This is a genomic window from Acidobacteriota bacterium, assembly GCA_040754075.1.
Lineage (GTDB): Bacteria > Acidobacteriota > Blastocatellia > UBA7656 > UBA7656 > JBFMDH01.
This window is the reverse complement of sequence record JBFMDH010000001.1, coordinates 41,083-53,348: the sequence shown is the minus strand read 5'-3', so window position 1 is coordinate 53,348 and position 12,266 is coordinate 41,083. Positions and strand designations below refer to the sequence as shown.

Here is a 12,266-nt window from a genome sequence, read left to right as displayed (position 1 = left end):
AATCAGGAATTTTTATAAGCATTGCTCAGGTTTTGTGAGGTTGCTTCCCTACGCTAAATGCTTATTAAGCAAAGTTGTGATTCGATTTGGATGAGATTATGATTGAATTTCAAAATGGAGTAATCACTATGTCATCTGAATTGACGGTTATTTTGCCTGATAATTTAGCTCGTGAGGCGGAAGCTAACGGCTTGCTGACTGCCGAATCCATTGAAGCCTTGATTCGCGCCGAACTCCAACGTCGTCGCGTTGACAACCTCTTTGCGGCGGCTGAGCGTTTGGCGGATTTAGATACGCCGCCGCTTACAGCAGCCGAAGTCGAAGCAGAAATTGCTGCCGTTCGCCAATCAAAGCGTTAATTCAATGCGAATCGTAGCCGATACCAATATCATCATTTCCGGTTTGTTCTAGCGCGGCGCTCCCCGACAAGTTTTGGATGCTGCCCGTAACGGAAAAATAGAATTATTCACCAGCGCCGTTTTACTTGAAGAGCTGGAAGAAGTGTTGAATCGTGAAAAATTTGCCGAGAGACTCACAATTGCGAATGTTACAGCGCACGAATTGGTTTTAGGATATGCGGCGCTAGCGATTGTGGTTAAACCTCATGAGATAGAACCTGTTATTTTGGCTGACCCGGATGATGATGCGGTTTTAGCTTGTGCGCTTGTCGCAAACTGCGAAGCGATTGTTTCCGGCGATAGTCACCTTTTAGATTTGAAACAACATGAAGGAGTTCGCATTCTCTCAGCAATTGAGTTATTGAATGAGATTGCGAACGATTCATAAGTTTTCAAAAGTCATCAACTAAAAACAAGTCATTCGCCTATGAAAAACCCCTTAATCGCCAAACTATTTTTATTCGTTGTCGGCTTGCTCATTCCTGTGCAGCAATCGGTGCCGGTCGGGAAAGAACCGCGTCATAAAGTGATGTTTGAAAATCCCTATGTGCGGGTGATTGATGCAATGGTGAAAATTGGCGACGCCACGCTCTTTCATACGCACGACCTCGATAATGTGCCGGTGAATGTCGGCGGCGGGAAACTCAAAACCGAAACCGTCGGTCAACGGGAGGCAGTTTTCACGACGATGGAAACCGGCAGGACGAGTTTTGCCAAAGGCGGCTATACACATCGCATCACCAATGTCGGCGACACCCCGCTCAGATTTATTGATGCGGAAATTCTCGCGCCTTTCGGTAAAGTTTCCAAAGCGGCAATGCAGGAAGCCGCTCTCGAAAAAACCGCCGGTCACACCCTGATTTTGGAAAACGAACGAGTGCGCGTCTATCGCCTCATCATCGAACCCGGTCAAACCATCGCTGCGCACGCGCACGTTTTGCCGCGCCTCAGCGTTTCGGTTACCAGTGGAGAACTTGCAATTGAAAACAACAACCGCAAAGCCAAAACCAAAAGTTTCGCGGTCGGCGACTTCAACTGGCACGAACCCCTCAAGCGTCATGTTCTAAAAAATCTCGGCACGGAAAAATATGAAAGTGTAGAAATTGAGTGGAAATAAATCCGTAGCCTTGTCAACCGGCATTACAAACGACTATTCTCCCTTCACCAAGAGCAGAGCAAAAATTTTAATCACCAAACATCAATCGAATAATTAAAAAGGATTTTGTATGGACAAAACGCGCAGAGACTTCATCAAACAAGCCGCCCTCTTTTCAATGGCTGCGGCAAACACTTCGCTGTTGGTGGTCAAGGCAAGCGCCGCTCAAACCAAATTGAAACTTTCGGAATTCGCGAGTTTCGACGGGCTGGGACTGGCTGAACTGGTGCGCAAAAAACAGGTCTCACCGCTTGAACTCGTCGAAGACGCGCTACGCCATGTCGAGCGCCTCAATCCGAAACTCAATGCCGTCTTGCCAAAACTCTTTGATATTGAAAAAGCCCGCGACCGGGCGCGTCGCGGCGCTGGTGAGGGAAGGTTTGCCGGGGTGCCGACGATGCTGAAAAACCTCATCGCCTACAAAGACGCAAGTATCACCAACGGTTCGCGAATGTTCGCCAGATTAATTGAGAAAAACGGTAAGGCTGCGAAAGTCAGTTCGCCTCTGGTTGAGGCGATGGAGCAGGCGGGAATGATTATCACAGGGGTGACGAGTTCGCCGGAGATGGGACTCATCGACACCACGGAACCGGTTCTGTACGGCGCAAGTCGCAACCCCTGGAATCCTGCCTACACCACGGGCGGGTCGAGCGGCGGAACGGCGGCAGCGGTTGCGGCTGGGTTCGTGCCGTTTGCGCACGCCAGCGATGGCGGCGGCTCGATTCGCATTCCCGCAAGTCAATGCGGCGTGTTCGGGTTGAAGCCTTCGCGCAATCGAGAACTCGGCAACAGTCCCTCAAGAGGCGGCGGTTTGGAAGTTTTAAACATCTCGTCCAACCTCTGCCTGAGTCGTTCGGTGCGCGACACAGCGGCTTTTTTAAGCGTCGTTGAAAATAAAAATATTGCCAACTTACCGGCGGTCGGGTTTGTTTCCGCGCCATCAAAGAAACGCTTGAAAATCGCCCTGGTCACGCAAGCTTTAAACGGTAAAGCGCCTGACCCGGAAGTGCAGAATGCCATCACCTCTACAGCGAAACTCTGCGACCGACTCGGACATAAAATTGAAGAAGCGAAACTCGATCTCAATGGCGAAGCGTTCATCGACGGGTTTATCGGACTTTGGGCATCGGGCACTGTCGAATACGAGAAGATGGTCGCCGAGTGGTTCGGCAAAGACGCCAAGCCTGAAGATTACCTCGAACCGTGGACGTTGGGACTTGCGGAACTCGCAAAACGTCGCGGCGTGCAAAATTGCTGGCAAAAAGCGATTCAAGAATTCACTGCGGCAACCACAGTGCTTGAAAAAATGTTTCAAAGTTATGATGTGATTTTGTCCCCGGTTTTGCGCCTGCCGCCTTATAAACTCGGTCATCATAGCCCGACTGTGGAATTTAACACCTTGATGAGTCGTGTGCTCGATACGGTTGGCTACACCCCTTTGCATAATGCAGCCGGGACGACGGCGATGTCCGTGCCGCTTTACTGGACGGCAACTGGCTTGCCCATCGGCAGTCAGTTTGCCGCCTGGCGTGGTGGCGAAGCGACGCTTTTGCAACTGGCTTATGAACTTGAAGCAGCACGTCCCTGGACGAAAAAACGTCCGCCGATTTATGCAGGTAAATTCTAAGTGAGGTGAGGAAAATTCGGCGCATCTTTAGTGTGCATTGACAAGTCAACGCACACCAAAGATGCGCCAATCAAAGCTGCCGCGAACTTTTCAACGAACTCGTCGTCCGGTCATCAACCTTTGGCTTTTTTCACTTCTTCGGTGAGCGCCGGAACAATCTCGAACAAATCACCAACGATGCCATAATCGGCGATGTCGAAAATCGGCGCTTCGGCGTCTTTGTTAATCGCCACGATGGTCTGCGAATTTTTCATGCCGACGACGTGTTGAATCGCGCCCGATATGCCAACTGCTAAATAAAGTTTCGGCGCAACGGTTTGACCGGAACTGCCGATTTGTCTGTCCATCGGCAACCATTCGTTATCGCAAATCGGACGCGAAGCGGCAACCTCCGCGCCCATCGCGGCGGCGAGGTCTTCGATAATTTTAAGGTTGTCTTTCTCTTTAATGCCGCGCCCGACAGCCACGATGAGCGGCGCTTGCGTGAGGTCAACGGCAGCCTTGGCTTCCTGAAACGGCGCTTCGGTTATGGTGCGCACTTCAACGCCCGATAAATCAACCGTCAAGGCTTCGACCTTTGCGCTTCCGGCTTCGGCTAAATCGGCGCGATAGGAACCCGCTTGAAACGAAGCGAAAATCGGCGCATCGGCACTCAGGCGAACGTCCGTGTTGATTTTGCCTTGAAAAATCTGACGGATGAAAACCACTTCACCGCCTTCAACGCGAAAATCAATGCAATCGGTGACGAACGATTTACCAAGCACGGCAGAAAGGCGCGGCGCGAAATCGCGCACCCGGTAGGTGTGGCTGAACATCACAAATTTCGGGTTGAGTTTTTCGACGACCTGTTTTAACGCGCCGACATAAGCATCAGGCGTATAGGTCGCAAGCTTGTCGTCTTCGACTGTATAAACGGTTTCAAGTTTGCGCGTAGCAAATTCGCTTGCCACATTGGCAACGCCTTGACCTAAAACCACCGCAGAAATTTTATCGCCGGTCTCAGCGGCAATTTTTTGCGCGGCAACCAGCGCTTCAAGCGATGTGCGATTCAAAGCGCCATCGCGTTGTTCAATAAAAAGTAAAATGCCTTCGCTCATTACCTTCCTCCAGGATTCAGGATACAGGATTCAGGATTCAGTTATTTTGAGCTTAGCTGAATCCTGAATCCTGTATCCCGTATCCTAATCTATAAAACTCTCGCCTCGAATTTCAGTTTCTCGACCAACTTGGCAGCCGCCTCAGACGGTTTGCCTTCGATGATTTCCGTCTGTTTGGATTTCACCGGTAAATAGGCTTTTTCGATGGTCTGACGGGCTTTTAAATCATCGGCAGATAAACCGAGGTCAGCGGCTTTGACTTCGCGAAGCTCTTTTTTCTTCGCTGCCATAATGCCTTTGAGGGTCGCGTAGCGCAGTTGATTGATGCCCGATTGAATGGTGAGTAGCGCCGGCGTTGGGATCGTGACCCACTGGAACCAGCCGCTTTCGAGTTCGCGTTTGACGCGAACTTTATCGCCATGAGGCTGCACTTCCATAACGATGGTGGCGCTCGAAAGACCCATTTTTTCGGCAAGAATCAAGCCGACCTGCGCGAAACCGTAATCGTCGGATTGCAAGCCTGTGAGCACGAGGTCAACCTTTTCATTCTTTAAAGCCGCGGCAAGCGCCGTGGCGACGCCTTCGGCATCAGTCGCCGCATTGAAGGTATCATCGAACAGATGAATGGCGCGGTCTGCGCCTTTCGCGAGCGCCTCTTTGATGGACTGGCGTACCCGTTCGGGACCCAAGGCGATAACGATGACTTCACCGCTGCCGATTTTCTCTTTTTGACGCAAGGCTTCTTCCAGCGCGTAAGAATCGGCTTCGCTCATTTCATAACTGAGGTCGCGGTCATCAATCCATTTGCCATCCGCTGCAATGCGTAAAATCGAATCCTTTTTCGGAACCTGTTTCAAACAAACAACGATGTTCATGACTCTTCCCTTTGATTTTTAATAAGCCTTTATCTACTCGTTGAAAGGCGGTCAATGATGCCGATGATTTGGTTAAGTCATCAGCATCTTTGTCCGCCGGTAAACGAAAATGAAATCTCTGCCTGTCGGCAGAGCGTTATACCCGCAAGTGCCTGCGAATTTATTCGGGGTAACGCTTCATCAGGAGCGCGGCATTGGTGCCCCCGAAACCGAATGAGTTGGAAAGCGCATAAGCGATGTCGGTTTTGCGTGGCGTGTTCGGCACATAATCGAGATCGCATTCCGGGTCAGGCTGTTCGTAATTGGTTGTCGGCGGCGCAGTTTGATTGTGAACGGCAAGCGCCAGGACGCCCGCCTCCACACCGCCCGCCGCACCGAGCAAATGCCCCATAACCGATTTGGTTGAACTGATGGGAATCGAATAAGCGGCGTCGCCGAAAACTTTTTTGATTGCCATCGTTTCAATTTTATCGTTGTAATAGGTCGATGTGCCGTGGGCGTTGATGTAACCGATTTGCTGGGGTTCGATGCCGGCGTCTTTGATGGTGGTTTGCATCACACGAATCGCGCCATCACCATCTTCGCAAGGTTGGGTGATGTGATAAGCGTCAGACGTCATGCCGTAACCAACCAGTTCAGCATAAATCTTTGCGCCACGCGCGCGCGCATGTTCGAGTTCTTCCAAAATCAACATCCCCGCGCCTTCGCCAATCACAAAGCCATCACGGTTGCCGTCAAACGGACGGCTGGCGCGTTCCGGCTCGGCGTTGCGTTCCGACAATGCCCGCATCGAAGCGAATCCGCCAACGCCCATCGGCGTGATCGCGCCTTCCGCGCCGCCGCAAATCATGGCATCGGCATCGCCTCGTTGAATAATTCTGAAGCTATCGCCAATGGCGTGTGCTCCCGATGAACAAGCCGTACAGGTTGCCGAGTTCGGTCCCTTTGCGCCAAAACGAATGGAAACCTGACCGGATGCGAGATTGACGATTGACGCGACAATAAAAAAGGGCGAGATACGACCGGGCCCGCCTTTGAGATATTTTTCGTGTTCGCGTTCAATGACTCCGAATCCGCCGATGCCTGAACCGATATAGGTTCCGACCCGCGCGGCGTTATCGGTGTTAATTTTCAATCCCGAATCATCCATCGCCTCTTGCGCTGCGGCAATTGCATAGTGAATAAACACGTCCATCTTTTTGACCTCTTTTTTCTCAACGAATTTCAGAGGATCAAAATTTTTCACTTCACTGGCAATGCGCACAGGAAAAGCCGAAGTGTCAAATCGCGTAATGGGACCGACCTGACTTTTACCCGCCAGCAAAGTCGCCCATACATCTTCCTTCGTGTTGCCTGCTCCGCAAACCAAACCGATACCTGTGACTACTACACGACGGTTCAAGGTATCACCTCCAAATCGAGAAGCGTGCGCCAACGTTTAGTGGCACGCCTCAATTGGCACTACTTGGAGTGCTTGCCAATATAATCAACCGCGTCACGAACACTGGTGATTTTTTCAGCGTCTTCGTCGGGTATTTCAATATCGAATTCTTCTTCAAAACGCATCACTAACTCGACCGTGTCGAGCGAATCCGCGCCCAGGTCATCAATAAAGCGAGCGTTCAGGGTCACTTCACCTTCATCTACACCAAGTTCATCAACGATAATCTGTTTTACTCTCTCTTCAACGGAACCTTCCATTTCCTAGCTCCTCCTAAAATTATGATTTCAATTTGAACGATAAGCTAATCCTGCAAAATCAGCAAATCGCTTTGGGCTATTGTAAAGCAGCAACCGTCGCTTCGAGTGATTCAAGGTTCTCTACATTGAAAACCTTACACTCTTTGCTGAGGTTGCGCACCAGTCCTGACAAAACTTTTCCGGCGCCGACTTCAACAAAAACACCGACGCCCTCTTCAAGTAATAATCTGACGGAATCACTCCAACGCACAGGCGATGCCACCTGCCTGCATAAACTATCCCGCGCCGCTGTCCCCGTGGCAATGATTCGCGCATCCACGTTGGTCACCAGCGGCGTTTGCAAATCGGCAAAAGTTGTCGCCTCAAGCACCGGCTGCAATTTTTCTGCCGCCGGTTTCATCAACTGACAATGAAACGGCGCGCTGACGGCAAGCAGCACAGCGCGACGAAAGCCTTTATCTTTGGCGAGTTCAACCGCGCGTTCAACCGCGGCTTTATTCCCGGCAATGACAATTTGACTTGGCGAATTGATATTTGCCGGCTGGCAAACACCTAAACTCGCCACCGCTTCGCAAAGCGATTCGACGCTTGCAACATCGCCGCCAATCAGCGCCGCCATCGCCCCTTCACCCGCGGGCACAGCCTCCTGCATAAACTCGCCGCGCTGCCTGACAATGCGCACGGCGTCTGCAAAATTCAAACCGCCTGCGGCAACCAGTGCGCTATATTCACCCAGCGAATGACCGGCGACAAAATCCGGGTGAATGCCGCGCGCTTCCAAGGCGCGAAGCGCCGCAATCGAAGTTGTCAAAATCGCCGGTTGGGTATTCGCAGTTAATTTCAAGGTTTCTTCGGGACCTTCAAAACAAAGGGTTGAGAGCGCTTCGCCGAGCGCCGCATCGGCTTCATCAAAAACTTTTCGCGCAACCGGCAAAGCGTCAGCTAATTCTTTACCCATGCCGACGGTTTGCGACCCTTGTCCCGGAAAGATAAATGCAACTTTGATCATTCGTCCGTAGTCCGTAGTCCGTAGTTATTCGTAGTCTGTTGTCCTTAGCGTCGTATTTGTCAGATGCTACGGACGATGGACTACGGGCTACGGACTAGGTTGTCAACTGCTCTTCAATCCTTTCACTAACTTTACCAACCGAATAATCGCGCGCCACGGCAATCGCATTGCGGATGGCTTTGGCATTGGAACGCCCGTGACAAATCACCGTTGCGCTCTTGATGCCGAGAAGCGGCGCGCCGCCATATTCGGAATAATCAAGGCGCTTGCGCAAACTGGCAAATACCGGATTGGAAGCCATCGCAGCATTCGCTTCCGACGCCGCCATCGCCTTCTTAAAAAAGCTCATGATGAATTCGACGACGCCTTCGCTGACCTTCAAAGCCACATTGCCGGTGAATCCATCACAGACAATAACATCAGCCTGATTGTTGTAAAGGTCACGACCTTCGACATTGCCAATAAAATTGAGCCGGGAATCTTTCAGCAGTTTTGCGGCTTCTTTGGTGAGGTCGTTGCCCTTCTCTTCTTCTTCACCGATTGAGAGAACGCCGACGCGGGGATTTTCAACGCCGAGGATGGCGCTCGAATAGAGCGACCCCATCACCGCGAATTCATAAAGGTGTTTCGGTTTGCATTCGGCATTGGCACCGACATCGAGTAACACCGCACCGGCGCGATCATAAGTGGGTAACACGGTTGCAAGCGCCGGGCGATCAACTTTGGAAAGCGACCCGATAATCAGTTTCGCGGTCATCATCACTGCGCCGGTATTGCCGGCGCTGACCAGTGCGTGGGCTTTGCCTTCCTGTACCAGAGTGGCGGCGACGCGAATCGAGCTATCACGTTTGCGACGAAACGCCTGTGCAACCGGGTCGTTCATGGTGATGACTTCACGCGCATCAACGATTTCAATCTTCGATTCATCCCAAACTGCGTCCTGAGCGGCGCGATGTTTTGCGAGTTCGCTTTGGATTTTTTCGATTTGTCCGACCAGAATGACGCTCGCGTCGAGTTCACGCACCGCCTGAATGGCACCCTCGACTTCGCTTGCGGGAGCATAATCGCCTCCCATAGCATCAACAGCGATTTTCAGCATTCCAACCTTTCGATTGCGGATTGCAGATTTTGATTGTGCAATTTGAAATTTCGCATTTACCTTTTGATTGTGTTTTGCCGATTAGGAATTGAACGATTTCTTCATCAATCCGCAATCCGCATTTCGCAATCCGCAATTAAAACTAGCGGTTGTCTTCTTTGACTTCCATGACTTTACGACCGCGATAGAAACCGCATTTCTGGCAGACGCGGTGTTGCATTACGGCAGCCCCGCATTGTGTACAGGCATTAATGGCAGGTGTAGCTAAAAAATCATGCGCGCGGCGATTGCCGGTACGCGATTTTGAATGTTTGCGTTTCGGATTTGGCATGGTAAATAAAACTCCTTAATTTGTTTTCAAGCCCTTGAGCGCAGCCCATCGCGGGTCTATCTGCTGATTGCCGCAATTACATTTGCCTTCATTCAAATTGGCTCCGCACTCGGTGCAAAGCCCCTGACAGTTTTCGCGGCAAATCCGGGTCATGGGCAGCGTCAGTTCAATCTGTTCGCGCACAAGGTCATCTAAATTAATCAAGTGCCCCTGATAATAGGCGATTGAAAGATCATCTGCTTTTAATTCATGTTCTTCGCGCGCATTGCGGTGGCTTGCCGGAAGATAAAGCAAATCGAAACTCTGAGTGACCGGAACCGTCATCTCCACGAGGCATCTGTCGCATTCAAACTGCACATTTGCCTGCACGCTGCCGCGCAACAAAACTTCTTCACCTTCGCGTGTGGCTTGAAGATTGACAGCGGTTCGACCAACGAGTTTGCCGTCGTTTCCAACTAAACCGATTTCCCCTTCCGTATATCGATGGGTGAGGTTCAGTCCATCTCGCTCATCAATCTGACTGATGTTGAGTTCCATAGGCTAACAAAAACTGCCCGCGTGCCTTGTGTCATGCTTCCCATCAAGCAAAAAACCGCTTCACGCAAAAGACATTCATTATTATAAGCGACTTCTCTTTTGTCAAATAGTTCGGTGCATCAACACGGCAATTAGGCAATTAAATATCCGGCGGGAAATTTTCGCTTATCGGCAACCCTCTCTCATCAGAAAAAAACTACGCCATCCGAAAACCCGGTTTCAAGGTTCCCTGACGGCGCTTTATCTGATTTCAAGTGAGTCGGAATGAGCAGGCTTCTTTTCGTATTGCCTTAACGTGGCAAGCCGATACGCATACCCCCTTCATCAGGTGATTAAACGGCTAAACGCAAACTGCGGAAGCCCACAATCGCTAAACACCAATGGTGCGCTTCCAGCTACTTTTACTTATTTTCGCGAAACCAGGTCATCCCGGTCGCCCGTGGGTCATCAATGACAGAAATCGCGACATCGCCGGGCAACTCCTCATTGTTCAATTCATATGAAGTTCCCGGATAAAATGGCGGAGCAAACTTGCCACCCGAAAACCGCACATCAAAAAAGCGGTTTACTTTTTTGTAGTTCGTCAGATTGGCTTTCGATTGCACACGCGAACCGATCAACACGAACACATCGTTATTCCCCGGCGTGGTGCTGCCACTGGCATAAGTGAATGAGCCTTCGATTTGTCCGCCGTCATTGCTGGTTTTGCTGTTGAAAGCCGCCACCGCCGCATTGACTTCCATGCTCAGACCAGGACCGCTGACATATTGCGAGTTCGGCTTGGTATAGACGTTGCCATCATTGGTGAAGATGCCAAGGACATTTTGCGCGCTCGAGATATTGGAAACCGGGTTGCCAAAGGAATCAACCACCGGGTCGGTGAATTTTATATCTCCGGTCAAGGTGATGTGACGTTGCGCTGTGATGGTCACTCTTGAGCCTGAAGCGAGCGCCCGTCGGTTGGTCGAACCGTCTTTGCCGCCACGCAAACTGACGATGCTGCCGTCTACAAAAAACGATACCCCCGGTTTTATATTATTCGGGTCAGATTTATCCATAGGGATTCCCGTGAAGGTCGTTGAATTTGAACCTTTGGTAATGGTCGTTTGGTTTAACGAGGCGCTGACCTTGATGGTGGTCGTATTGCTGCCTTGTTTGACGACATAATATTGATCGCCATTGAGCGCATAAAGCTGAACATCGTCGGCATTGCCTTCCACATAAATCCCTGCGCCGGTAATCGTGCTGCCATCAGCCGATGAAACATAAACACCGGAAGCCAGGTTATTGCCGGTGATGGTTGGTTGCGTATTGGATGCGGTTCGCAGGTTGGCTTTGAGCACATGAACATTCACCCGTCCGTCATTGTCAAATACGGGAATCGGGTCTCCCTGATTGTCAACCGGTATGACTCCCGGCGGGTCAACCGGCGTCCCATCGGCATTGAGGTCTAACACGCCGGTCGAGTTAATCACGGCGTATTCCTGCGAAAAATTATTTTCCGGCAGCGGCACTCTGGCGACCCGCTTATAACCTTCGGCGCTGATGTCTATGCCGGTAATATCGGTTGTCGGTACGCTTCGATGTCCGCTCGCAAAACTGGTGCTGTTCATACGAATGTAATCGTCAACCTGAGAGACCACATTGCGAAAAGTAACGCTGTTTGAAGAACGGAAACTGTAATGGGTGTTGGTATGCACGGGACCTGAATAGATACCTGTGGCAAGCGCCGCCGCAGCGATGGAATCGCCGTCATCATAAAAGGTTCCAAATCCCGAAAACGCGAAATCGCGAGTCGATGAAGGCACAGTGTTATTGACCAGATTGATGTTCAGCGAGATGAATCCGGTCTCCACCAGCGCAGCTTTGCCGCCGGCATCGGTCTTTCCGGTAATCTCCAATCCATAACGCAACCTGATGGTTTCCGTCGCGCGGTCGGCGATCCCGGCTTCTTTTCTGAGCGTCACGGTGCCGGAAAACGGCAAAAAGTTAAACGTGAATTCCGAGCCATTGAGGTCTTTCATCATCTGATCGCGCGCTGTAACTCGGGCAAGCTGTTCGGCTCTGGCTTTTACATTCGCGTAAAATTGATGGTTGGAATTGGTCACCGGGTTGGGAACCACCTGAATATCCGGGAATTCGCCTGACTGAGGCGTTTCATCAACGCTATCAAAGAACGGGGCGGTTCCCGCTTGAATTTTCTCGACCTCTTCCTGAAGGGCTTCCGCCAAAGCCCGACGCGCAATGGCAACGCCGGCATCGGCAGCAAAAAATGATTGTTCGCCTAAACGCTGACTTTTGGTGATGATGGTGTCGGTTGTCGCCGACATCACGACCGCCATTCCTAAAGCCAACAGAATTGCCGACATCAACAGCGCAGTAATCAACGCCATTCCGCGTTCGCTTCCGTAATTTGAATGATTCTGTCTCGTCATA

12 protein-coding genes and 1 pseudogene are annotated in these 12,266 nt (G+C 51.0%); 4 read left to right on the top strand and 9 right to left on the bottom strand.

Going from position 1 to position 12,266, the window contains the following annotated elements; all coding sequences use genetic code 11:
- Positions 1-128: 128 nt before the first annotated feature.
- The 4 genes and pseudogenes from AB1757_00215 (at position 129) to AB1757_00200 (ending at position 3,181) form a co-directional block, all read left to right on the top strand.
- On the top strand, positions 129-359 hold the full coding sequence (locus AB1757_00215; GenBank protein ID MEW6125456.1) for a hypothetical protein: 231 nt from the start codon (positions 129-131) through the stop codon (positions 357-359).
- Between the two features lie 70 nt (positions 360-429).
- A pseudogene (locus AB1757_00210) lies at positions 430-786 on the top strand (putative toxin-antitoxin system toxin component, PIN family).
- Between the two features lie 39 nt (positions 787-825).
- Positions 826-1,515 (top strand): hypothetical protein, encoded by a 690-nt coding sequence (locus AB1757_00205; GenBank protein ID MEW6125455.1) that lies wholly within the window; start codon positions 826-828, stop codon positions 1,513-1,515.
- 109 nt (positions 1,516-1,624) lie between these two features.
- Entirely contained in the window at positions 1,625-3,181 is a 1,557-nt protein-coding gene (locus tag AB1757_00200; GenBank protein ID MEW6125454.1) for an amidase family protein, read from the top strand.
- Between the two features lie 113 nt (positions 3,182-3,294).
- On the opposite strand, the gene AB1757_00195 is transcribed toward AB1757_00200, so the two are convergent.
- From AB1757_00195 to AB1757_00155, 9 genes are all read right to left on the bottom strand, one after another.
- Complete coding sequence (locus AB1757_00195; GenBank protein MEW6125453.1) at positions 3,295-4,278, bottom strand: electron transfer flavoprotein subunit alpha/FixB family protein; 984 nt, start codon at positions 4,276-4,278, stop codon at positions 3,295-3,297.
- An 89-nt stretch (positions 4,279-4,367) separates the two neighbouring features.
- Entirely contained in the window at positions 4,368-5,153 is a 786-nt protein-coding gene (locus AB1757_00190; protein MEW6125452.1) for an electron transfer flavoprotein subunit beta/FixA family protein, read from the bottom strand.
- 160 nt (positions 5,154-5,313) lie between these two features.
- Positions 5,314-6,555, bottom strand: a complete 1,242-nt coding sequence (gene fabF, locus AB1757_00185) for a beta-ketoacyl-ACP synthase II (protein MEW6125451.1) — start codon at positions 6,553-6,555, stop codon at positions 5,314-5,316.
- 59 nt (positions 6,556-6,614) lie between these two features.
- The gene (gene acpP / locus AB1757_00180) at positions 6,615-6,854 is read right to left on the bottom strand and encodes an acyl carrier protein (GenBank protein MEW6125450.1); all 240 of its coding nucleotides are present in this window, start codon (positions 6,852-6,854) and stop codon (positions 6,615-6,617) included.
- Between the two features lie 76 nt (positions 6,855-6,930).
- Entirely contained in the window at positions 6,931-7,863 is a 933-nt protein-coding gene (fabD, locus tag AB1757_00175) for an ACP S-malonyltransferase (protein MEW6125449.1), read from the bottom strand.
- A 94-nt stretch (positions 7,864-7,957) separates the two neighbouring features.
- Entirely contained in the window at positions 7,958-8,962 is a 1,005-nt protein-coding gene (gene plsX, locus AB1757_00170) for a phosphate acyltransferase PlsX (protein MEW6125448.1), read from the bottom strand.
- A gap of 142 nt (positions 8,963-9,104) precedes the next feature.
- A complete protein-coding gene (gene rpmF, locus AB1757_00165; protein ID MEW6125447.1) occupies positions 9,105-9,293 on the bottom strand; it encodes a 50S ribosomal protein L32 in 189 nt (62 codons plus the stop codon).
- Between the two features lie 15 nt (positions 9,294-9,308).
- The gene (locus AB1757_00160; GenBank protein ID MEW6125446.1) at positions 9,309-9,830 is read right to left on the bottom strand and encodes a DUF177 domain-containing protein; all 522 of its coding nucleotides are present in this window, start codon (positions 9,828-9,830) and stop codon (positions 9,309-9,311) included.
- A gap of 401 nt (positions 9,831-10,231) precedes the next feature.
- Entirely contained in the window at positions 10,232-12,265 is a 2,034-nt protein-coding gene (locus AB1757_00155; protein MEW6125445.1) for a hypothetical protein, read from the bottom strand.
- Position 12,266 lies beyond the last annotated feature (1 nt).